Source organism: Neobacillus vireti (assembly GCF_036962465.1).
Lineage (GTDB): Bacteria > Bacillota > Bacilli > Bacillales > Cytobacillaceae > Neobacillus > Neobacillus vireti_B.
Window position 1 is genome coordinate 9,658 of the sequence record NZ_JBALNF010000023.1, and the last position, 22,139, is coordinate 31,796.

Below are 22,139 nucleotides of genomic sequence, written 5' to 3' on the forward strand. Positions count from 1 at the left end.
TCCGCTCCAATCAACAAGGTCTTTTACAGAGTCTAAATTAAAAAAGGTATAATTTCTCATCATTAAGAGAATTATACCTTTTTGTTGTTACTTTAAGATTCTTAATAAACCGAAGGTTTTTCAGTGCCCTAGTGCCCGTCAGCCTGTTTTTACCATTAATAAGCATTCAATCTAACATTTTGGTCGACATGTAATAGGGCTTCTGTTGACTTAACAACTTCTTCAACTGTATACCCACTGGCCACTTCTACAAGTTTTAACCCTGAATCGGTCACATCCATTACGGCACGCTCGGTGATAATCCGATTCACAACTCCTTTTCCGGTTAGCGGCAAGGTACATTGTTTTAATATCTTTGATTCACCTTTTTTGTTGACATGCTCCATAATAACAATGATTTTCTGAGCCCCATGGACAAGGTCCATTGCCCCGCCCATTCCTTTAATCATTTTTCCTGGAATCATCCAGTTGGCCAAATCCCCGGTTTCCGATACTTCCATTCCGCCGAGGATCGCCAAATCGACATGCCCCCCACGAATCATGGCGAATGATTCCGAACTATCAAAATAGGCTGCCCCATTAATGGCCGTGACTGTTTCTTTTCCTGCATTAATTAAATCAGGATCGACTTCTTTTTCATGCGGATATGGGCCTATTCCAAGAAGACCGTTTTCTGATTGCAAAACAACCTGTTTATTATCTGATATATAATTGGCAACGAGGGTGGGCATACCAATTCCAAGGTTTACATAGTAGCCATTCTCTATTTCCTTTTCTGCCCTGATTGCAATTCTTTCTCTAACACTGGCTTTATCATTTGCCATGGTTTTTACTCCCTCCCACTCTATTTTTTTACGGTTAATCTTTCTATCCGTTTTTCTTGTTTCCCCTCAATAATGGTCTGAACATAAATACTTGGTGTATGAATAAAATTAGGATCTAGTTCACCTATTTCATAAAGCGCTTCCACTTCTGCAATTGTTACTTTCCCGGCAGCGGCAATCATCGGATTAAAGTTTCGGGCAGTTTTATGGTAAACGAGATTTCCCATCTTATCTCCTTTCCATGCCCTTACAAGACTAAAATCAGCTGTCAGCGCTTCCTCTAATAGATATTCACGGCCATTAAATATTTTTGTTTCTTTCCCCTCCGCAATTGGTGTACCAACCCCCGCTGGAGTATAAAAGGCCGGAATCCCGGCACCACCGGCCCGAATTTTTTCCGCTAGGGTTCCTTGAGGAGTTAATTCTACTTCTAATTCTCCTGTTAATACCTGTCTTTCAAACTCTTTATTCTCACCAACATAGGAGCCTATCATTTTTTTTATTTGTTTATTATTTAATAGAAGACCCAAGCCCCATTCATCAATCCCGCAATTATTTGAAATGACCGTTAAATCCTTTACTCCCTTTTCGGCTAAAGCTAATATCAGATTTTCTGGAATGCCGCATAACCCAAATCCGCCAACCATCAATGTTGCCCCATCCTGAATATCGGCAACTGCCTCTTGGAAGGACGTACAAATTTTCTTCATCCTTTCTATCTCCCCTTTAATTATTGTTTCACTAACTCACTACAATCCGTTGACTTTTAATTACTTCTACTTATCTGCTCAAAATTCCTCTAATTTTGTCAAAATTCTATTAACTCTTGCTTTTCAGAAATCAACACCACTACAATGAAGGTATGTACTTGGGAGGGGGAAAATGATGTTAAATTTACCTAAAAAAGTGACGATTATTGAAGTAGGTCCGCGCGATGGCCTTCAAAATGAGAAGCTATTAGTCCCAACTGATATCAAAAAAAAGTTTATAACTAGTTTAAGGAGTGCCGGACTTAAGGAAATGGAGCTGACGTCGTTCGTGTCACCAAAATGGGTGCCGCAAATGGGAGATGCTGCTGAAATCACAGCCGATTGTCTTGATGAGAAAACGAGAAACATCGTCCTAGCCCCTAATCGGAGAGGCATTGATCGGGTTTATTCGACCAATTGCCAAGCAGTTGCGGTATTTGTCGGTGTCAGCAATAGCTTTAATATAAAGAACATTAATAAAACAACTCGAGACAGTATGGCAGAATTAAAGCCCATTATCCGTGAATTAAAAGAAAAGAATTATTTTGTCCGGGCCTGTATTTCTACAGCCTTCTATTGTCCTTATGAAGGAAAAATAAGCGAGAAAGATACGTTAGAGCTCTGCCGTGAATTTGTTCTTGCGGGAGTTGATGAATTAAGTGTCGCCGACACGATTGGGATGGCAGCCCCAAATGAATCCTATTCTCTATTTACCCAATTAAAGTCTGAATTTAATGAAAGCCTGATTACAGCCCATTTTCATGATACGCGCAAGCTTGCCCTTGCTAATATTCTCGCTGCCCTCCAAGCGGGAATTGATCGGTTTGATACATCTGCCGGAGGCCTTGGCGGCTGTCCTTTTGCTCCGGGTGCGGCAGGAAATGCTGCTACCGAGGATGTTGTTTATATGCTGGAAAGAATGGGCATTGCAACAGGTGTTGATTTGGATAAATTAATGGCGGCTATTGAAGTTGTCATCCCTTATCTTTCAAGGAAAATCGAGACCGGCTATTACCGCCTTTATGCCCAAACGGTTTAACTAGACTTCTTATGAATAATCAGTCTCCTCATCAACCATCATAATAATTGAGACTACCAGGAAGGGAGACTGAATATGAGCCAGAAACGGGAAAAAGGAAACAGTCAAAGCGGGAAAAATTATGCGGACACAGCAGGAGGCGGCAAACGAATGATTGCTGCGGAAGAGCTTGAAAAAGCCCTTCACCCAACAAAAAGGCAAAACTCAGAGCAATAAGAAAAGCGGAAGCGCCTTGGTCAGCCCCGACAAGCACAAGACAAGCCGGCCGAAAGGTTGCCTTTTAACCTTTTGGACGGATGGTCTTGTGACCTCGAGGGGCTAGGCGCTGGAGCTGGACATAAAGAAAAGCGGAAGCGCCTATAGTTAAAGCCGCTCATTGGTGTCAGCGGCTTTTTTTATGTTAAAATTAAATTTGTTAATTTATGGGCAGTGTGTTGTTTTCTTACATATTTTATTAGGAAACTTTATTTCTGTGGGAGGTGCCAATATGAAAAAAGCATTCCGGACTTTGTTTATTTTGTTATTTTTCTGGGTATCTCTCGGTTTGTATTTTACAAACCGTCTGATGTATATGAAAAAGAAGGACGAGGAATTAATCCTCAGGCGGGAAAAAGAAGCGGGCAGGTATAACCCTGAAGAATTTGAGTCGCTTCCAAAGCGGGAGGTGGACATCCCTTCTCCATATGGCTATATCATTAAAGCACTGCTTGTTGAACCACACCAGACGAATCGGTATGTGATCATTTCTCATGGTGTGACGGAAACTAAAATTAACTCGATTAAATATGCAAATCTTTTCCTAGAGCGCGGCTTTAATACCTTAATTTATGACCATCGCCGTCACGGACAATCGGGTGGAAAAACAACGAGTTTTGGCCACTATGAAAAGTTCGATTTAAAAACCATTGTTGATTGGCTGAAGCAGGAGATCGGTCCCACGCTTCGACTCGGGATTCACGGGGAATCGATGGGGGCTGCTACCATGCTTTTGTATGCCGGACTATTAGAAGATGGGGCCGATTTTTACATTGCGGATTGTCCCTTCTCTGATTTCAAAGAACAGCTTGCCTATCTTATAAAAAAGGACTTTAAGCTCATCCCTGGTCTCCTATTGCCAATCGGTGATGCACTTTTACGCTTGCGCGATAAATATTCGATACAGCATGTTTCCCCCATTTCGGTGATTGAAAATATTAAACATCCTGTGTTGTTTATCCATAGCAAAAAAGACGATTTTATTCTACCCTCCATGTCAAAGGATTTATTTGAACAAAAAAAAGGGCCCAAAATGCTTTATATTGCTGAAAATGGACGTCATGCCCAGTCTTTCAATGAAAATCGCTCCGATTATGAACGAGCCATTGATGAATTTTTACAAAAATATGTGGATCAGCCACTGCCCAGTTAATAGCAAATAGTTAAATGGGCGGCTTGCCTCTAAGCCGCTCTTTATTTTATAGATCGGTTAACCGGATATCTGCAATATCTGCCAGTGGTATCCGGTGCACCTCCTCAAAACGGTCCACCACGTGAAGCTTTTGGACTAATTCATCCCAATAATGGATTTTACCAATAACCATTTCATAGTTTTGATTTCGATAATGAGTAATCGTAACAAAGTGGTTAAACTCAATCGCTTCGGACAAGGTTTCGTTCATTAGCTCCAACTGCTGCTCATCCATTTCCTTTTTCTGTTCGTATCGATCTTCTTTTACCCAGTCCCTAAGTAATTTGACGTGTTCAGGCAGCATCATGGACGTCCATTTGATTTTCCCACGGTCACGAATCATAGGTATTTCCTTCTTTCATTACATTTTATGTCCCCCAACCAATGTCGCGCGGTGTTTAGCGGTTCCCGCAGGCGTATAAGAAACAGCCCGCAGTAAAGAACCTGACCCAAAACGCCTGCGGATCGAATCCACTACATACCCAAGCTCCCGTCGCTTAGACGCCCCCATGTCAAACAAATCAAGCTGAAGTTCCCAATCGTCGACAATATTTCCAATTGCAATTGAAATTTGCCGTACCGTTTTTCCACTATAATGTTCATTAAATAATTCGAGGCAGACACGATAAAGTTCCATTGTTACATTTGTTGGCTGTTTGATTGTTCGAGAACGATGAAATCCGCCCCCAAATTCATCCTGACTATACCCCACTCCGAGACTAATCGTTCTTCCTGCTTTCCGATGGGTGCGTGCTCTTCGGGCAACCTCTTCACATATTTCTAACATGACAGCCTTAATCTCCTCTACCTCTTTATAATCCCTCAACAAAATTTGACTCTTCCCAAAGCTGATTTGTCCTTGAATAATGGGCGCTCCCAGATCGGATAGATCTACTCCCCAAGCATGATAATAAAGCTGGTTTCCCATAATCCCGAATTTCTTTTCCAGCTTTTCTAAATCATAACGAGCCAATTGGCCAACGGTAAAAATCCCCATGCTATTTAATGTTTTTTCGACACGTCTGCCAATTCCCCACATTTCTCGCAGTGGTGCGACATTCCAAAGTTTGGTCTGAACATCTTCGTATGTCCATTCCGCCACCCCTTTTTTCTTGGCATCAAGGTCAAGGCAAAGCTTTGCTAATAACATATTAGGTCCAATACCAACGGCGCATGGCAGCTGAAATTCCCGTTCAATATCCTTTTTTACTTTTTCGGCAATGGTACAGGCATCCCCCCACAGCTGAGCAGCACCATCCACTTTAATAAAGCTTTCATCGACACTATAGACATGGATGGCTTCCTTTGGAACATAGCGGTTAAATACACGGGTAATTTCAGTTGAAATCCGCAAATAAGTAGCCATTTTGGGCTCGACAATTTTAATCCTCGGGTCATCTGGTATTTCAAACAAACGTGAACCGGTTTTAATTCCAAATTCCTTTTTTAAGCGCGGTGAAGCGGCAAGTACGATGCTCCCCTGGCGCTTTTTCTCACCTACAACAGCCAAATAGCAATTCAAAGGGTCAAGACCTTCCATAACAGCGGAACAGCTTGCATAAAAACTCTTCATGTCCACACATAAAATTTTACTTTTCGGCATCGCGCTGTAATCAATCATGACTTTTCCCTCACAATTTAAATATCGAACATTTGTTCTTTAGTATATTCACATTTTAAGCGAATATGCGTTCGTATTCAATGGAAATTTTTTGAGCAGTTTCCAGTAGAGAAAAACGTTATAATGATGATGAGGTGTCGTGATGGAGAAAAAACTAGTCGTCAAAATGATTAAAAATTGTTTTAAACAATATTACGAAACGGATACCCTGCCAGTAAGCGAACAGGATTTAGCACAATTAGCGAATCGGATTCTTGAAAGGAAAAAGGGAGAGCCCACAGCGGATTTATATGAGGTTGTAAATGATATCGTCTATGAATTTTTGACTAATTAAAGATAAAAAGCCTCTGAAAAAAAGAGGCTTAAATCATTTTAATAATGATCTTGAATGTTGATTTCCGCTTCAGGCGGCAAGCGGTTCGCGGGCGTTCCAGGAAGCCTCCTCGGCGCGCTTGCGCCTGCGGGGTCTCTCCTAGCCCGTACTCCCGCAGGACTTTGCATTTGCATCCTCGAATCCGCCCACGCATAAAGGAAATGCGATAGCATTTTCGAGGAGTCTTCGCCGCCTTCCGTTTCAATCAACAGACTAAAATCAACAATAACCTTTAACACAGTCTAATAATTAAGAAAGAATCTCGCGAATATCTTCCTCGGTTAAAAGGGAAGTTTGCTGCTCATCAGAAGATTGAATAATTTCTTCAATCAGGTGCCTCTTTCTATCCTGAAGCTCACTGATTTTCTCTTCAATGGTCCCGCGAGTAACAAGTTTAATCACCTGGACTACATTTTTTTGACCAATGCGATGGGCCCGGTCCGCTGCTTGGTCCTCTACTGCTGGATTCCACCAAATATCATACAGAATGACCGTATCAGCTCCAGTCAAATTGAGGCCTGTCCCGCCGGCTTTTAACGAAATCAAGAAAAAGTCGCGTTCACCTTCATTAAAACGACGGCAGATTTCCACTCTTTCTTGAGCAGGCGTTTGACCATCCAGGTAGAAAAAAGGAAGTCCCATCAGACTCAAATTTCTGCCTATTAACTCAAGCATTTTGGTAAACTGTGAAAAAATCAGGACCCTGCGCCCAGACATCCTGGACTCTTCAACAATTCTGAGCAGCATGTCCAATTTTGCAGAACCCCCATTATAACTATCAACAAACAAGCCTGGGTGACAGCAAATCTGCCGCAAACGGGTTAAACCAGCGAGAATTTTTATCCGATTTTTCCGAATCGTCTCCTTATCAAGATGCTTCAACGTATCCTCCCTTAATTTCGCCAAATAAGCTGCATACAGCTTCTTTTGATCCGGCAGAAGCTCTGCCATTTCTAGGGATTCTAACTTTTCGGGAAGCTCAGACGCAACATCCTCCTTCATCCTGCGCAGCAAAAAGGGACGGACTCTACGGGCAATCTTTTTCTTAGTAAGATGGCTAAACTCTCTTAATCCCTTAAATAATTCAGGAAAAACAACATGAAAAATCGACCATAATTCTTCGGGTGAATTCTCTACCGGGGTGCCGGTGAGAGCGAAGCGATAGTCGGACCTAAGTCTTTTTACACTCCTTGCCGTTTGTGTGACCGGGTTTTTAAAGGCCTGCGCCTCATCAAAAAAGATGGTATGAAAGGATTGTTTCTCATACCACTGAATATCCCGTCTCAACAGTGGATAGGAGGTAATAAGCACATCTAATTCCATAGCCTCTCTCTGAATTTTATCCCTTTCCCGCTGATTACCATCCACTACAACGGATTGTAGTTCGGGAGCAAATTTCATTATTTCATTTAACCAGTTATAAGATAAAGAGGAAGGACAAACGATAAGAACCGGCTGTTTTCGATCCCGAATAGAGGGAAGCTCTGATAAAATAAACGTTATACTCTGCAAGGTTTTCCCTAGTCCCATATCATCCGCAAGAATCCCGCCAAAGCCATAATGGGCAAGGGTCTTCATCCATCGATACCCGTGTTTTTGATAGTCACGCAGAATAGACTCCAAACTTACCGGCACCTCAAAGCTTAGACCGCTAGGATTTCGTAATGTTTCAAGAAACTGTTGAAATGAATCCTCCAGCCTTAGCACCTTACTGTCATCCACCGAGTCGAACAGCGGAAGTCCCTGCATGATGGAAACCTCAAAGATGTTTTCAATCTCCCCCCTCTGGACAGGAAGTTCTGTTAAGAAACGCTGAATTTCTTCAAACTCTCTTGTCTCTAACGAGAGAATACTGCCGCCCGGCAGACGGTAATATTTACGCTTTTCTTCTAATGCCATTAATACCTCTTTGATTTGCTGTTGAGAAATGCCATCGAGCTCGAATTTAAATTCAAGCCAATTCGTTCTTTCTTTTTTCAATTTTACCCTGAGTGCCGGAGGGGCGGGTGCTCTAAAGATTCGATTTCTCACTGCAGTCGTCGCATAAATTTGTACCTGCTTTTGCAGCTTTGGGACAACACGGTAAAGAAATTCGTATTCTAATTCTTCATTGTGTAAAAAATAACCGCTGTCCGTTTTAACAAAAGAGCTTTCCTCCATTACTTTTAAAATTTGCTCTTCCCTTTCTTTATCCCTGATTATCCGAACACCGGCAAAGACAGTGTTATCTTCCAAAGGATTAATCACTAGATTTTCATACTGAAACTCCAGCCCCGCCAGAAGCCGATTTTTTACCCGATCTAAGTACAATTTCGCTGTCAACGGAGTTTTCATAAACTTTCTAGCAAGGGTAGTTGATAACTGTACATAACCCAATCTTCTCAGTCCTGGAACTACCTTTTCAAAAAAAGGGGCTATTTGCTGTTGGTCAATAAAGATTTGGTTTGTTTCGGAAATATCCAGCATCTGTTTAATCTCTTCCAAATGCTGACAATCCTCAGCGTTTAGGTTAATTATTTTACCGGCAGACACTACCGAACCATAGGCAGTTAAGACAACCATCCGCGACAGCCCTTTTACCTTTAACCAATAACCAGTGGTTTCAGCCTCCAAAAATTCAAACTGTAAAGGCGGCAGTTCTTTTGTTATTTGCAGAGGATTAAAAGTTAACCCTTCAAGTTCCAACTTTACGAGGGGCGCCCTCGTTAACAGAGTTTGCAGCTGCTTCCAAGAAGACGGTGGAATCGGGAGCAGTTCTGTGTTGTTAACCACGGAAGAATCAGCTCCGTCATGGATCAGCTGAATGAGATGCTGAATAACCGCATCTGCCTCAGATTGAAAACAATGCAGGCTCGGATCATATAAAAATAGGCTAGAAAGCTGGGATGAATGACCAGATTGGACTCCTTCAAGGAAGCTCCTGATATGCTCCACTTTCGTCTGTTCAATGAACAGCTCCATTCCAAGTGAAGGGTATCCCGTATTATCCATAGTAGGTTTTATAATAAACTCCAAATCAAGAACTGCTCTATTTTCAAAATGACGCTGATAACCGCTCGGTCGTCTTTGTTTGCTTTGAAAAATATTCAGCATACCTGCAGCCAATTCTTCTCGTTTAACTGGGGCTGAACTAACCGGACTCGTTCCTTTCATTTGAAAATCATGAACGGCTAACAAAACGGCAGCAATATGCTGACAATCCTTTTGAAAAGAGGCAAGTTTAGGGCAGCTGCATCTGGAAAGTAACTGCTCATCGTTTTCCTTTTCAATCACCACGTAAAAATTCTCTGTTCCGGAGACAGTTGCTTTATACCGCTCAGGTCCAAATTGTTCAAATAATACTTTATTAGAGCGGAAAAATGCCTCGCCTCTTTTAAAGGAGACAGTCCCGCATAATTCTTTAATCATTTTTTGATTTATTTTAATACTCACATCCCTGACTCCTTCCCGAAGACAGTTCTATCTATCTAAGAATTAATCCATTATACCATGTCTAAAAAAGAGAAATGAAAAAGCTGCCTTCTTTTGTAAAAGCAGCTTTTTCCAACTCTCTATTTAGAATTAAGTACTCTTTTTCCGATTCGCTCAAACAGCCGTGGGAATAGAACATAAACAACGCTGCCCATATTCATCCAGCGCGGAAGATTAACTTCTCTTGTTTTAGTCAGCATGCTATCGACTACTTTTTGAGCCACATACTCAGGCTGCAGCATGAACCTCTGGACATTTTTTACGTAGGTGCCCTGTTCATCAGCAATATTGAAAAAGTTAGTCGCAATCGGTCCTGGGTTGACAGATGTCACTTGGACATGATAGTCATCAAGTTCCATCCTAAGAGCATTCGTGTAGCCGAGAACAGCATGCTTTGTGGCGGAATAAACACTCGACTTTGGTGTCGCGAGTTTTCCAGCCTGAGAGGCAATATTAATAATATGGCCAGACGCGCGTTCCCGCATCTTTGGCAAAACCATGCTGGTGCATGCCATCAGGCCAATGACATTAACATTGAACATCCCTTTTATTTCGTCCATCGTGGCTTCATGGGCCTCACGAAATACCCCAAATCCCGCATTATTAACGAGAATATCAATGTGGCCTATTTGTTCAAAGATTTGTTCAAAAACCTCTTTAACTCGGTCTGTATCTGATACATCAAGCTGGAACACATTAACTCGTATGTGATGGTGCTCCTCTAAGTTAATTTTCAGCTGATCGAGTTTATCGACACTCCGTGCCAACAGGACAAGATTAGCACCACTCTTTGCACAAAGCTTGGCAATTTCGGCGCCAATTCCGCCCGAAGCACCTGTAATGACAATATTTTTACCTTTCAATTGTTCCCTCACCATTTTAACACCCCATCAGAGTTACAGCCCTAACTACCTAAACCCTTGCTTGATAGAAAACAGGCTTACTTGTACTACTAATAATTTCCCCGATAGATGCTAAATAGTCAAGCTGGGCTACACTTTCCGATATCGTTAACATCAATTCACGCTGATAGACCGTTGGAAAAAGACGTTTACAGATTTCAAAGACTGTGAGCGGTTCTTCCTTTAGCCAGTTATACACTGTCATTGCACGTTCATGCTGCCGAGTTCGTCTTTTTTCAATCAGCTCGGCTAATTGAGTGACCTCTTCCCCATGCCCCGTATAGACATATTGAATCGGATAGGATAATAGTTTTTCCATAGAATCATTATGCTGCAGCTGCGGTTTCGGCCTTTCCGTTTCCCCAGGAACGGGCGGCTCTAGCAAGGGATTGGGTGAAATATGAGCTAAAATCAAATCACCTGCAATTAGGATTCCATCCTTTTCGCGAAAGAGTGCAATTTGACTTTGGGCATGACCCGGTGTTTCAATTACCTCCCAATCACCAAGTCCGATCGGGCTCATTCCCTCGACTAAAATCCCAGTTAACGAGCGGTTACACGAATATTTAAATGGGTTACGAAGCTTAGATAAGAAGGGAAAATATTCTTCGGGCAGACCAAACTCCCTAAAACTCGCTTTAAAAAATTCTTCCTGCAGTTGAAAAAATTCTTCTGTGGGATGGATCCATCTTTCATTAAAAGGATGACCGTATACCTCTAGAGTATCTGAAAAAAAATCAAGCATTCCAACATGATCAGGATGATGATGTGTAAGAACAACTTGCTCAATATCCTGTGGGCTTAAATCTAATTCAGCCAGCTGCTCTGTGAAGGATCTCCAGCACTCAGCTGTTTTTACTCCGGCATCCACTAGTGTTAACCGCTCTCCCTTTATCAAATAGACATTAACATCGCCCACGGGAAACGGCGTTGGCAGCGTAATTTTCGCGATTCCAGCTTTCCATTCTGTCATTCAAAGAACCCCTTATCTTTACTAAAGAATGTAGTTAAATTAAGTTGATAGCTTAAAGTTTAGCCATTTTTTTACTTATTGTCATGTTTAATGAATCTTTTTAGAAAAAATAAAAAATTCTTATAATTACTCTCTTGACAAACTGTCTGTCTTCAAGCATAATCACTTCATTTCAATAGGAGGAGTAACAATGAAAAAGATTGCAATTGTAGGTGCTGGTTCAATGGCTGAAGCTTTCATTTCCGGCATACTAGAGAATAAATTAATTGATAGACAACACATCTGGGTGACGAATCATGGTAATAGAGAACGATTAGCGCTTCTTGAGGAACGATATGGCATATCTAGTACGTATGAGTTGAGTACCCTTTTTAAAGGGGCAGATATCGTTATGCTTGCGATGAAGCCAAAGGATGCCGATACCGCGATTAACCATATTCATGAATTTTTAACGGACGACATGCTGATTGTATCCGTTCTCGCAGGTGTATCGATCAATACAATTGAAACACTAACAAGAAAGCCCCTTTCAATAGCCCGATCAATGCCTAACACATCTGCAGCAGTCGGAAAATCAGCGACTGCTATCGCCGTAAACGAACGGGTTACAACGGAGCAATTAAAAACCATAAAGATTCTTTTTGAGACAGTTGGTTTGGCAAAATTCGTTGAGGAGGAACAGCTCGATGCAGTGACAGGATTGTCGGGAAGTGGTCCAGCCTACATTTATTATCTTATCGAAGCAATGGAAAATAGTGCAGATGAGATTGGCCTTGATAAGCAAATTGCTCAAGAACTAATTGTTCAAACGCTTATCGGTGCTGCTGAAATGGTGAAAAACTCCTCTAAATCTCCCGAACAGCTGCGCCGGGAGGTAACTAGTCCTGGTGGAACCACTGAAGCAGGGATCCGCGTTTTGGAAGAATACGGAGTACAACAAGCATTTATATCTTGTATCAAGGCCGCTAGTGCCCAATCAAAATTAATGGGTAAAAGCTTAAGTTCAGAACTAAATGTAAGCAAGCACCTATAAAGTTTGGTATAGATCATCCACGCAGCTTTTAAACTAATAGAAAGCCACTTCGGCCTGCTAAGAAAATACGCAAAGGACTGGAGAAATGGATAACTTCTTAATTATTATGTTCACCATCGGGATTCTCGTTTGGATTGTTTTTCTACTAGATGCAGTGCTCGGATTTCGAAACTTCGATTCTTTGGAATTGGAAGAGGGTCTGGATTCCGGGCCGCTGCTCTCTGTCATCGTAGCAGCAAGAAATGAAGAAAAACAAATCGAAGTGAGTATCCTAAGCCAGTTAAAGCAAACCTATAAAAATGTTGAATGGATTCTCGTTAATGACCGTTCTACAGATGCCACTGGATCCATCATGGACAGATTATCAAGACAAGACTCCAGAATCAGGGTACTACATATTAAGGAATTGCCTGCTGGCTGGCTTGGCAAAAACCACGCTTTATATAACGGTACACTCCAGGCTTCCGGCCAATGGATTTTGTTTACAGATGCCGATGTACAATATGGAACCAAGGCATTTGCAAAAGCATTGCATTATTTTGAGAGGCATCAACTAGACCATCTAACAGCAGCACCCAATTTAAGTGCCAACCATTTCTGGCTTAAATCATTTGTTGCCTTTTTTTTATTCGGATTTTCCTATTTTAAACGACCTTGGATGGCCAATAATCCTAAATCCAAAATTGGAACAGGGATTGGTGCCTTCAACTTAGTATCCAAAAGGGCATATGAAGCATTCGGAACACATAAAAAATTAAAAATGAGACCCGATGATGACCTGCAGCTGGGATTGAAAATGAAAAGAGCAGGGTACCGCCAAAGGATTGTTTCTGCATTACGGCTGATGGAAGTGGAATGGTATGGAAGTCTTAAAGAAGCATTTGTCGGCTTGGAAAAAAACACGTTTGCTGGTTTAAATTATCGAATTAGCATGGTGTTTTTTTCTATTTTCGGGGTTTTTATGACGAATGTTCTTCCCTTTTTCACAATCTTTGCCGAAAATAAAACAATTGTCCTGCTAAGTCTGGGGAATATTGTTACAAGTTGCATTCTTTATTGCATTGTGATCAAGAAAATGACTGTTTTTTCCCCAGCCTTGTTTCTTGTTCTGCCAATCACTGCTTTACTCTTTATATATTCGATTATAAGAGCAAGTTTTCTTACATTTAAACGTGGAGGCATCGTCTGGCGTGGGACAACTTATAAGTTAAGTGAGCTACGAGAAAAGGATTAAGAGCCGAATTTTTCAATATTTCCAGTCCATTTGTTATACTAAAAAGTGGTAGCCAATTGGACTGGAGGTAATTTTTATGGCAATAAAATTATTTTCCCCTTATACAATTAAGGGTGTCACGTTTAAAAATAGAATCGTCATGTCACCAATGTGCATGTATTCCAGTCATAATGAAGACGGACATGTACAAAACTGGCATCGTACTCACTACACGACCAGAGCAGTGGGCCAGGTTGGCCTCATCATTGTGGAAGCAACAGCAGTAACACCACAAGGTCGGATTTCCCCTCAGGATTTAGGCATATGGAATGATGAACATGTGGAGGGCTTACAAGAACTAGTTGGCCTTATGAAAGAGCATGGCTCTAAGACAGGAATTCAACTTGCCCATGCCGGCAGAAAAGCGGTTTTAGACGGCGAAATTCTCGCTCCTTCCGCAATCGCTTTTAACGATAAGTCCAAGACCCCTAAAGAAATGACTATAACGGAGATCAAAGAAACTGTTGAGGCCTTTAAAAAAGGAGCTGAACGGGCAGGCAGGGCAGGGTTTGATGTCATTGAACTGCACGGTGCCCACGGCTATTTATTAAATCAATTTTTATCACCGCTTTCTAATAAAAGAGAAGATGAATATGGTGGAACGGCTGAAAATCGCTACCGTCTTCTTCGCGAGGTTATTGATGCTGTTAAAACGGTCTGGAATGGACCATTATTTGTAAGAGTATCTGCCCATGATTATCACGAAGAAGGATTAGCTCCCGAAGATTATATAACTTTTGCAAAATGGATGAAAGAGCAGAATGTGGATTTACTTGATGTTAGTTCAGGTGCTGTTGTACCCGCAAATATCAACGTCTTTCCTGGATATCAAGTAAAATATTCAGAAACGATTAAGAATGGTGCAAATGTGGCTACAGGTGCAGTCGGATTAATAACCTCTGCTATACAAGCAGAAGAAATATTACAAAATGAGCGGGCCGATTTGGTCTTACTAGCTCGTGAATTATTGCGCGACCCCTATTGGCCCCGGACGGCAGCAAAGGAGCTGGGCGTCAGCATTGAAACACCCAAACAATATGAACGCGGCTGGAACTATTAAAAGCAAAAAGCACTTACCAATCACAATGGTAAGTGCTTTTATTACCTAAAAGGAATGTTAAATTCTTTAAAATCCTCAGCAATAACCGTTTGCGGAAAAATTTCTTGTGCTTCGTCAACAAGTTCAAGCCATGCCTGACGATCATAGCGGGAGCTTATATGGGTGAGACACAATTGTTGACAGGAGGCTAGTTTAGCAATCTCTGCAGCCTGCCTTGTGGTCGAATGAAAATAATCAGAGGCAAGCTGCTCCTCGCCTTTTGCAAAGGTGGCTTCATGTACTAAGAAATCGGCATCCTGAGCTAACCACCGTGAATTTTCACAATATCGGGTGTCTCCAAGGATAGTGACAATACGTCCCTTTTGGGAAGGACCAAGAAACTTGTCCGGTTCGATCACCCTGCCATCTTCGAGTGTGACGATTTCACCATTTTTTATTTTTCTAAAAATGGGCCCTGGCTGTACTCCTGCTTCTTTCAATTTATCGGCAAGAAGGGTACCGGGCCTGTCTCTCTCAACAATCCTGTAGCCATAGGAAGGAATTCCGTGGTCTAACCGCCGTGCCTCCACTTTAAATTGCTCATCCTCAAAAATAATTCCTTCGGAAATTTCAGTTACGGTTAAGGGATATTTTAAATATGTTTGACTTAACGAAAGACTAACCTGAAGATATTCTTTAATGCCCTTTGGTCCGTAGACAGTAACGCCCGTTTCACCGCCTTGAAAGGAGCGGCTTGATAACAGCCCTGGCAGCCCGTAGATATGATCACCATGGAGGTGGGTAATAAATATTTTTTCAATCCGCCGTGGTTTGATGGATGTATGTAATATTTGATGCTGAGTTGCTTCACCTGCATCAAATAGCCATACCGACCCTCGCTCTTCAAGTAATTTGAGGGCAATGGATGTAACGTTTCGTAGTTTTGCCGGCATCCCTGCGCCTGTTCCCAAGAAAAATATATCCAAGTAGAAGGCTCCTCTCTTCTCCGTTTTTGCTTATGAATAACTATATCACAAACTCTTTTTTTATGCTCCCTCCTGCTCGAGTTCGACAACTAATTCAAAATTTTTTGTTACATGCAATTCAATATATTTGCGAAACCTAAAGAAAACATATAAATTAAATAAAAGCAAAAAATACATAACTAGGCTATTAGAAAAGAGGTTACATAACGTGGAGCAAAACATGACTTCGTTAATAATGATTTTTGGAGCAACTGGAGACTTGGCTAAACGAAAATTATTCCCTTCGCTTTACCGCTTATTTTCACGGAATAAACTAGACAAGTTTGCCGTGATTGGAGTTGCAAGAAGGTCCCTTTCTAATGATGATTTTCAAGCATCTGTAAAGGAATCCGTAATTTCTTCCTTAGGAAACAAAGAAAATCTTGATGAATTTGTTTCCCATTTCTATTATCAATCACATGATGTAGCGGATTCCAGCTCTTATGTATCATTAAGAAAGTTTGCTGATCAAATTGATGCAACTTACGAGCTGGAGGGTAATCGAATCTTTTACTTGGCAATGGCTCCGGAATTTTTTGGTCCAATTGCCCTGCATTTAAAATCCGATGGCCTCACCGATGTTAAAGGATATAAACGGCTTGTCATTGAGAAACCATTTGGACACGACTTAGAATCGGCTAAGAAGTTAAACCAACAGATTAGAAGTGCCTTTTCTGAAAAAGAGGTATATCGAATTGATCACTATTTAGGAAAGGAAATGGTTCGAAACATCGAGGTCATTCGTTTTGCCAACGCAATTTTTGAACCACTTTGGAATAACCGCTATATTTCTAATATACAAATTACATCAAGCGAAACACTTGGGGTAGAAGAGCGAGGCCGTTACTATGAAACAAGCGGAGCTCTTCGGGATATGCTGCAAAATCATATGATGCAAATGGTAGCCTTGCTTGCGATGGAACCGCCAATTAGTCTGACCACAGACGAAGTAAGATCTGAAAAGGTCAGAGTGTTTAGGTCCCTAAGAACAGTCGAGGGTGAGGAAGTAAAACAATATTTTGTCCGCGGTCAATATGGTGAAGGAATGGTTGAAGATGTTAAAGTTCCTAAATACCGTGATGAAGCAATGGTTGATAAAGAATCCAATACGGAAACTTTTGTAGCTGGAAAGATTATGATTGATAATTTCCGCTGGGCGGGTGTGCCTTTTTATATTCGCACAGGTAAAAGAATGGCCACTAAATCAACCAAAATCGTCGTCCAATTTAAAGACATTCCGATGAATTTATATTATCAAACTGAAAAAATGTTAAATCCAAACTTGCTTGTTATCCATATTCAGCCTGAAGAAGGAATAACACTGCATCTAAACGCTAAAAAAGCGGGCGGACACCTTGATGCACAAGAAGTAAAATTAAGCTTTGCCAATACAGGCATTCATGCCATGAATACTCCTGAAGGGTATGAGAAACTCTTATACGATTGTATGAGAGGGGATGCTACCAATTTCACACACTGGGATGAAGTAGCGTACTCTTGGGCTTTTGTGGATAAGATTTCAGCTGTATGGGAAAAAACGAAAGCAGCTTTCCCTAATTATGAATCCGGAACGATGGGTCCTAAGGCAGCAGATGAACTTCTCGAAAAAGACGGCTTCTTCTGGTGGCCTATGGCCGATTTAGAGGTTGATATCTGTAAGTAAGAAAAACGGAACTTCCTTTTCTGTAAATGACTCCAAACTAAAAAGCTCCCTTTGTTTAACAAAGTGGAGCTTTTTAGTGTTCATCCTTGTTTTTGTCGGGAAATGACCGTAAAAAATCTTTATTAAAGCTTGTCCCTGTTCCAACATTTTCAGCTTGTAGATCATTATGGGAGCCTGCCGTCTCAATAATGTTTTTTCCATACTTTTCACGCAGGCTGGAAAGGGTTTTTAAGAGCGGCTCTTTTTTAGCATCTTTTTCGAACGAGAATAAATCCAGCTGTTTAAAAGCATGATCTTGTTCTACTAGATCATTCCCGGTTATTCCCAATAAACGAACAGGGTCACCATTCCAAGCCTTTAAAAAGAGCTGCTTCGCAAATAACGAAATATCATCTTTATGATTAATCGGGTTCAGCAATTTCATACTTTTGGTAATGGTCTTCCGATCTTTATAGCGGATTGTTATTGCCAAGGCAGTTGTCATAACTGTTTTGCGCCTAAGTCTGGTCGACACTGTTTCGGCCAACCCATCCAGCACCTGGTACAATTCTTGTTGATTGCTAATATCCCTTGGGAGAGTAGTTGAATTTCCAATACTTTTAAATTCTGATACAGATTCAGGGTCCACTGGCCGAGGGTCAATACCGTTTGCACGATCTTTTATGCGCATCCCATTGATTCCGAGAAGTGACTTTAATTGGATTTCATTTCCTTTAGCTAAGTCCCCAATCGTTTGAATGCCAATTGTTTGTAATTTTTCAGCAGTCTTTTTTCCAACCCCATGCATCTCATTTGTATTCAAGGGCCACAGGACGGTAGGAATATCGCGTTTCCTTAGAATGGTTATACCCAGCGGTTTTTTCATATCGGAAGCCGTTTTGGCTAAAAACTTATTCGGAGCAATCCCAATACTACACGGTAAATCCAGTTGATTTAGGAGTCTGTTTTGGATACTTTCAGCTATCTCAATTGGACTTCCTAAGGAAAAGCTTTCAGTAATATCCATATATCCTTCATCAATCGAAACAGGTTCGACTAGTTCCGTATATTGTCTTAGTATTTCAAACATAGCAGTCGACGCAGCCCGGTATCGTTCAAAATTCGGTTTCATAACCACAAGCTGCGGACAATGTTTTTTTGCTTCCCAAAGCGGCATGGTCGTTTTTACACCAAATTTCCTCGCTTCATAGCTGCAGGTAACTATAATTCCTCGTCGCTCCTCAACATTTCCCGCAATGGCAAGCGGTTTTCCCTTCAGTTCAGGGTTATAAGCCATTTCAACAGAAGCGTAAAAACAATTCATGTCTACATGTAAAATCACTCGTCCATTTTTCGGATACATTTCCTTCATAACGAACACACCCTTAAAACATTTGTTCTACTTTTATTATAGCAAAAAAAGGAGGCCATTTGGCACTCCTTCCGAAGAGAGTTGGTTATTGATTGGTTACTTCATCGACAATGGCAAGGGTCATCTCAGCAAGCTTATACAATTCTGCCACCGGCATACGCTCGTTTGTGGTATGAATTTCCTCATATCCTACAGCTAAGTTTACAGTCGGAATATTGAACCCATTAAAGACATTGGCATCACTGCCTCCACCGCTATGTTGAAGTTCACAGCTGCGGCCAATCTTTGCTGCTGCCTTCCGGGCAATTTCCACAACTTGGTCGCCTTCGCGAAATTTGAAGCCTGGATACATGACTTCCACATCAACTTCTGCCCTGCCGCCCATTTGTTCGGCAACTGTTTCAAAAGCTTCCTTCATTTTGTTAACTTGGGCCTGCATTTTTTCAGGAATGAGTGAGCGAGCTTCCGCTAAGATATCTACGCGATCGGCAACGATATTAGTAGCTTGTCCGCCCTCAAAACGGCCAATATTAGCGGTCGTTTCATGATCGATTCTGCCTAATGGCATTTTCGCAATTGATTTGGCGGCGATGGTAATCGCAGATACTCCCTTTTCAGGTGCGACACCAGCATGGGCTGTTTTGCCATAGATGACAGCTTTTACCTTTGCTTGTGTTGGTGCGGCAACAACCACGTTACCAACTAAACCATCACTGTCAAGGGCATAGCCATATTTTGCTTTTATTAACGATGGATCAATTGCTTTGGCACCATGTAAACCAGATTCTTCACCGACAGAGATGACAAATTGAATTAAACCATGTGGAATGTTTTGTTCTTTAAGCAGACGAATGGTTTCAAGCATCACGGCTATACCCGTTTTATCATCAGCACCAAGAATTGTCGTACCATCTGTTACAACATAGCCGTCTTTTATGGAAGGTTTAACACCCTTAGCAGGGGTTACAGTATCCATATGACAAGAGAAATAGAGAGGATCCACTCCTTCTTTTACAGCAGGTAATGTACAAATTAAGTTACCTGCTCCATGCCCCGTTATAGCTGTTGTATCATCTTCAAAGACTTCGAGACCTAATTCGGTAAATTTTTGTTTTAACACCTTCGCAATTTCTGTCTCAAACTTCGTTTCTGAATCAATTTGAACAAGTTCTAAAAATTCATTCAAAAGACGTTCTTGATTTACCATTTATGACCCTCCAATTATGTATACACTAATATCTAGCCGTAAGCACTAGTCAAAGTGCTTACGCTTTTCTATTTCAGTATACCTCTTTATTTGTTATATCATCAAATGAAAGAGCTACGTGGTAAATTAGAGAGGGATATTTCCATGTTTTTTGGCCGGCCGGGACTCTTGTTTCGTTTTTAGCATATCCAGTGCTTGAATAATTTTTATTCTAGTATCACGTGGATCAATAACATCATCGACCATTCCCCTACTTGCGGCCACATACGGGTTAGCAAATTTTTCACGATATTCCTCAATTTTTTGCTGCCTAGTAAGCTCCGGGTTTTTACTACTATTGATTTCCTTTGCAAAGATAATGTTGGCTGCCCCTTGTGGACCCATTACGGCGATTTCCGCATTTGGCCAAGCAAATACCAAATCAGCACCGATTGACTTACTATTCAATGCCACATATGCACCGCCATATGCTTTCCTTAAAATAACTGTCAATTTAGGCACCGTGGCTTCCGAATAAGCGAATAAAATTTTCGCCCCATGGCGAATTATTCCACCATGTTCCTGTTTAACCCCCGGAAAGAAACCGGTTACATCTTCAAACGTAATAATCGGGATATTAAAAGAATCACAAGTCCTGATAAATCTGGCGGCTTTATCTGATGAATCAATATCGAGGCCTCCCGCCATTACTTTTGGCTGATTACAGACAAGTCCGACTGTTTCACCTTTCACCCGTGCAAAACCAACGACAATATTTTTTGCAAAGTTTTGATGAATCTCCATAAAGGAGTTGTCATCGACTACTTGTTCAATTACCTTTCTAACATCATAAGGGCGGACAGCATCGAATGGAACAACATCCATTAAATCAGGGCGATAATCATTTCCCTCTTCCACCTCTATCAATGGCGGCTTTTCTCCATTATTCTGTGGAAGATAGCTCAAAAGTCTGCGGACATTTTCCAATACCTCGGCTTCAGTTCCTGCTTGAAAATGGGCGTTTCCACTAATGGAATTATGAACATTTGCACCGCCAAGATCCTCCGGAGAAATCTTTTCACCGGTTACGGTTTCAATTACTTTTGGACCAGTTATAAACATCTGACTCGTATTTTCTACCATAAAAACAAAATCGGTAATCGCTGGTGAATAAACGGCACCACCTGCACACGGTCCCATGATGACAGAGATTTGCGGAATGACTCCGGAGTAAATGGCATTCCGGTAAAAGATATGTCCATACCCATCAAGTGATACCACACCTTCTTGGATACGCGCCCCGCCGGAGTCATTAAGGCCGACAAAAGGGGTACCGTTTTTGGCGGCTAAGTCCATTACTGCTGCAATTTTTTTAGCATGCATTTCCCCTAATGCACCGCCAAAAACAGTGAAGTCCTGTGAGAATAAATAGATCGGTCTGCCATTCACTTTTCCAAAACCTGTTACAACCCCATCACCAGGTCCTTTTTGTTCATCCAAGCCAAAGTCGTTGGTACGGTGTTCAATAAATGGATTTAATTCAATAAAACTGTCCCTGTCTACTAACAGGTCAATTCTCTCGCGTGCTGTTAATTTTCCTTTTTGATGCTGCTTATCAATTCTTTCATCTCCGCCGCCAAGCTCTACTTCCCTGCGCTTATCATACAGTTCATTGATTTTTTCATAAATATCAATCATTTTACCCCTTCATCCCCTTTTTTCTCACAAAGCTCAACTAGAACACCGGCTGCGGATTTCGGATGCATGAAGGCGATTTGTGCCCCGCCTGCCCCTAACCTCGGCTGGTCATCAATCATTCGAATTCCCTGCTCCCTCATATTAGCTATTCTTTCTTCAATCGAAGTCACACCGAGAGCCACATGGTGAATTCCCTCTCCGCGTTTAGCAATAAACCCTGCAATCGGGCTATCCTCTGAAGTTGGCTCAAGAAGCTCCAGTTTGGTTTCACCTGCATTAAGAAAAGCCACTTTAACCTTTTGAGTGTCAACCACTTCGATCCCTAACAATGGCAGCCCTAGAACATCCATATAAAATGGCAGCGTATTCTCCAGAGACTTTACAGCAATTCCAATATGGTCGATTTTTTTAATCATGTTTTCCCCTCTGTTTCCAAAATTAAAATAAATCTGACAGTTACCATATTCGTTAA

20 protein-coding genes are annotated in these 22,139 nt (G+C 41.4%); 8 read left to right on the forward strand and 12 right to left on the reverse strand.

Annotated elements, in window-relative coordinates; all coding sequences use genetic code 11:
- Nucleotides 1–155: 155 nt before the first annotated feature.
- On the reverse strand, nt 156–824 hold the full coding sequence (locus V7077_RS09995) for a CoA transferase subunit B (RefSeq protein ID WP_335500961.1): 669 nt from the start codon (nt 822–824) through the stop codon (nt 156–158).
- A gap of 20 nt (nt 825–844) precedes the next feature.
- Nucleotides 845–1,534, reverse strand: coding sequence for a CoA transferase subunit A (locus V7077_RS10000; protein ID WP_335500963.1), 690 nt, complete (start codon nt 1,532–1,534; stop codon nt 845–847).
- A gap of 172 nt (nt 1,535–1,706) precedes the next feature.
- Between V7077_RS10000 and V7077_RS10005 the strand changes: the two genes are divergently transcribed.
- From V7077_RS10005 to V7077_RS10015, 3 genes are all read left to right on the forward strand, one after another.
- Nucleotides 1,707–2,612 carry a hydroxymethylglutaryl-CoA lyase gene (locus V7077_RS10005; protein WP_335500965.1) on the forward strand — a complete coding sequence of 302 codons (906 nt, stop codon included), beginning with the start codon at nt 1,707–1,709 and terminating at the stop codon, nt 2,610–2,612.
- Between the two features lie 75 nt (nt 2,613–2,687).
- Complete coding sequence (locus V7077_RS10010; RefSeq protein ID WP_176541399.1) at nt 2,688–2,828, forward strand: hypothetical protein; 141 nt, start codon at nt 2,688–2,690, stop codon at nt 2,826–2,828.
- Between the two features lie 271 nt (nt 2,829–3,099).
- Nucleotides 3,100–4,020 carry an alpha/beta hydrolase gene (locus V7077_RS10015; RefSeq protein WP_335500968.1) on the forward strand — a complete coding sequence of 307 codons (921 nt, stop codon included), beginning with the start codon at nt 3,100–3,102 and terminating at the stop codon, nt 4,018–4,020.
- A 46-nt stretch (nt 4,021–4,066) separates the two neighbouring features.
- Here V7077_RS10015 and V7077_RS10020 read toward each other — a convergent pair whose 3' ends face one another.
- Nucleotides 4,067–4,402: a YolD-like family protein gene (locus V7077_RS10020; protein ID WP_335500970.1), complete on the reverse strand. Its 336-nt coding sequence runs from the start codon at nt 4,400–4,402 to the stop codon at nt 4,067–4,069.
- A gap of 18 nt (nt 4,403–4,420) precedes the next feature.
- On the reverse strand, nt 4,421–5,680 hold the full coding sequence (locus V7077_RS10025; RefSeq protein WP_335500972.1) for a DinB/UmuC family translesion DNA polymerase: 1,260 nt from the start codon (nt 5,678–5,680) through the stop codon (nt 4,421–4,423).
- A gap of 142 nt (nt 5,681–5,822) precedes the next feature.
- Here V7077_RS10025 and V7077_RS10030 point away from each other — a divergent pair, with 142 nt between their 5' ends.
- Nucleotides 5,823–6,014: a YqzH family protein gene (locus V7077_RS10030; protein ID WP_335500974.1), complete on the forward strand. Its 192-nt coding sequence runs from the start codon at nt 5,823–5,825 to the stop codon at nt 6,012–6,014.
- A 288-nt stretch (nt 6,015–6,302) separates the two neighbouring features.
- On the opposite strand, the gene V7077_RS10035 is transcribed toward V7077_RS10030, so the two are convergent.
- From V7077_RS10035 to V7077_RS10045, 3 genes are all read right to left on the reverse strand, one after another.
- Nucleotides 6,303–9,485: a DEAD/DEAH box helicase gene (locus V7077_RS10035; protein WP_335500976.1), complete on the reverse strand. Its 3,183-nt coding sequence runs from the start codon at nt 9,483–9,485 to the stop codon at nt 6,303–6,305.
- Nucleotides 9,486–9,604: 119 nt separating this feature from the next.
- Nucleotides 9,605–10,402 carry an SDR family NAD(P)-dependent oxidoreductase gene (locus tag V7077_RS10040; RefSeq protein ID WP_335500978.1) on the reverse strand — a complete coding sequence of 266 codons (798 nt, stop codon included), beginning with the start codon at nt 10,400–10,402 and terminating at the stop codon, nt 9,605–9,607.
- Between the two features lie 34 nt (nt 10,403–10,436).
- Nucleotides 10,437–11,399: an MBL fold metallo-hydrolase gene (locus V7077_RS10045; protein WP_335500980.1), complete on the reverse strand. Its 963-nt coding sequence runs from the start codon at nt 11,397–11,399 to the stop codon at nt 10,437–10,439.
- Nucleotides 11,400–11,589: 190 nt separating this feature from the next.
- Between V7077_RS10045 and proC the strand changes: the two genes are divergently transcribed.
- From proC to namA, 3 genes are all read left to right on the forward strand, one after another.
- Nucleotides 11,590–12,432 carry a pyrroline-5-carboxylate reductase gene (gene proC, locus V7077_RS10050; RefSeq protein WP_335500982.1) on the forward strand — a complete coding sequence of 281 codons (843 nt, stop codon included), beginning with the start codon at nt 11,590–11,592 and terminating at the stop codon, nt 12,430–12,432.
- An 85-nt stretch (nt 12,433–12,517) separates the two neighbouring features.
- Nucleotides 12,518–13,666: a glycosyltransferase gene (locus V7077_RS10055; RefSeq protein ID WP_335500984.1), complete on the forward strand. Its 1,149-nt coding sequence runs from the start codon at nt 12,518–12,520 to the stop codon at nt 13,664–13,666.
- Between the two features lie 76 nt (nt 13,667–13,742).
- Nucleotides 13,743–14,765 (forward strand): NADPH dehydrogenase NamA, encoded by a 1,023-nt coding sequence (gene namA / locus V7077_RS10060; protein ID WP_335500986.1) that lies wholly within the window; start codon nt 13,743–13,745, stop codon nt 14,763–14,765.
- Between the two features lie 41 nt (nt 14,766–14,806).
- On the opposite strand, the gene rnz is transcribed toward namA, so the two are convergent.
- Entirely contained in the window at nt 14,807–15,730 is a 924-nt protein-coding gene (gene rnz, locus V7077_RS10065; protein ID WP_335500988.1) for a ribonuclease Z, read from the reverse strand.
- Nucleotides 15,731–15,965: 235 nt separating this feature from the next.
- Here rnz and zwf point away from each other — a divergent pair, with 235 nt between their 5' ends.
- Nucleotides 15,966–17,432 (forward strand): glucose-6-phosphate dehydrogenase, encoded by a 1,467-nt coding sequence (gene zwf / locus V7077_RS10070; protein WP_335501102.1) that lies wholly within the window; start codon nt 15,966–15,968, stop codon nt 17,430–17,432.
- A 73-nt stretch (nt 17,433–17,505) separates the two neighbouring features.
- Here the strand turns inward: zwf and V7077_RS10075 are convergent, their stop codons facing one another.
- From V7077_RS10075 to mce, 4 genes are all read right to left on the reverse strand, one after another.
- Entirely contained in the window at nt 17,506–18,783 is a 1,278-nt protein-coding gene (locus tag V7077_RS10075; protein ID WP_335500990.1) for a DNA polymerase IV, read from the reverse strand.
- 85 nt (nt 18,784–18,868) lie between these two features.
- Nucleotides 18,869–19,990, reverse strand: a complete 1,122-nt coding sequence (locus tag V7077_RS10080) for a tripeptidase T (RefSeq protein ID WP_335500992.1) — start codon at nt 19,988–19,990, stop codon at nt 18,869–18,871.
- Nucleotides 19,991–20,116: 126 nt separating this feature from the next.
- Nucleotides 20,117–21,667, reverse strand: a complete 1,551-nt coding sequence (locus tag V7077_RS10085; protein WP_335500994.1) for an acyl-CoA carboxylase subunit beta — start codon at nt 21,665–21,667, stop codon at nt 20,117–20,119.
- Entirely contained in the window at nt 21,664–22,083 is a 420-nt protein-coding gene (mce, locus tag V7077_RS10090) for a methylmalonyl-CoA epimerase (RefSeq protein ID WP_335500996.1), read from the reverse strand. The genes V7077_RS10085 and mce overlap by 4 nt, the downstream gene beginning before the upstream one ends.
- Nucleotides 22,084–22,139 lie beyond the last annotated feature (56 nt).

Excerpts from the sequence above, each read along its gene's own strand:
- V7077_RS09995 (WP_335500961.1), bottom strand. The coding sequence starts at position 824 with ATGGCAAATGATAAAGCCAGTGTTAGAGAAAGAATTGCAATCAGGGCA.
- V7077_RS10000 (WP_335500963.1), bottom strand. The coding sequence starts at position 1,534 with ATGAAGAAAATTTGTACGTCCTTCCAAGAGGCAGTTGCCGATATTCAG.
- V7077_RS10005 (WP_335500965.1), top strand. The coding sequence starts at position 1,707 with ATGATGTTAAATTTACCTAAAAAAGTGACGATTATTGAAGTAGGTCCG.
- V7077_RS10010 (WP_176541399.1), top strand. The coding sequence starts at position 2,688 with ATGAGCCAGAAACGGGAAAAAGGAAACAGTCAAAGCGGGAAAAATTAT.
- V7077_RS10015 (WP_335500968.1), top strand. The coding sequence starts at position 3,100 with ATGAAAAAAGCATTCCGGACTTTGTTTATTTTGTTATTTTTCTGGGTA.
- V7077_RS10020 (WP_335500970.1), bottom strand. The coding sequence starts at position 4,402 with ATGATTCGTGACCGTGGGAAAATCAAATGGACGTCCATGATGCTGCCT.
- V7077_RS10025 (WP_335500972.1), bottom strand. The coding sequence starts at position 5,680 with ATGATTGATTACAGCGCGATGCCGAAAAGTAAAATTTTATGTGTGGAC.
- V7077_RS10030 (WP_335500974.1), top strand. The coding sequence starts at position 5,823 with ATGGAGAAAAAACTAGTCGTCAAAATGATTAAAAATTGTTTTAAACAA.
- V7077_RS10040 (WP_335500978.1), bottom strand. The coding sequence starts at position 10,402 with ATGGTGAGGGAACAATTGAAAGGTAAAAATATTGTCATTACAGGTGCT.
- V7077_RS10045 (WP_335500980.1), bottom strand. The coding sequence starts at position 11,399 with ATGACAGAATGGAAAGCTGGAATCGCGAAAATTACGCTGCCAACGCCG.
- proC (WP_335500982.1), top strand. The coding sequence starts at position 11,590 with ATGAAAAAGATTGCAATTGTAGGTGCTGGTTCAATGGCTGAAGCTTTC.
- V7077_RS10055 (WP_335500984.1), top strand. The coding sequence starts at position 12,518 with ATGGATAACTTCTTAATTATTATGTTCACCATCGGGATTCTCGTTTGG.
- namA (WP_335500986.1), top strand. The coding sequence starts at position 13,743 with ATGGCAATAAAATTATTTTCCCCTTATACAATTAAGGGTGTCACGTTT.
- zwf (WP_335501102.1), top strand. The coding sequence starts at position 15,966 with ATGATTTTTGGAGCAACTGGAGACTTGGCTAAACGAAAATTATTCCCT.
- V7077_RS10075 (WP_335500990.1), bottom strand. The coding sequence starts at position 18,783 with ATGAAGGAAATGTATCCGAAAAATGGACGAGTGATTTTACATGTAGAC.
- V7077_RS10080 (WP_335500992.1), bottom strand. The coding sequence starts at position 19,990 with ATGGTAAATCAAGAACGTCTTTTGAATGAATTTTTAGAACTTGTTCAA.
- V7077_RS10085 (WP_335500994.1), bottom strand. The coding sequence starts at position 21,667 with ATGATTGATATTTATGAAAAAATCAATGAACTGTATGATAAGCGCAGG.
- mce (WP_335500996.1), bottom strand. The coding sequence starts at position 22,083 with ATGATTAAAAAAATCGACCATATTGGAATTGCTGTAAAGTCTCTGGAG.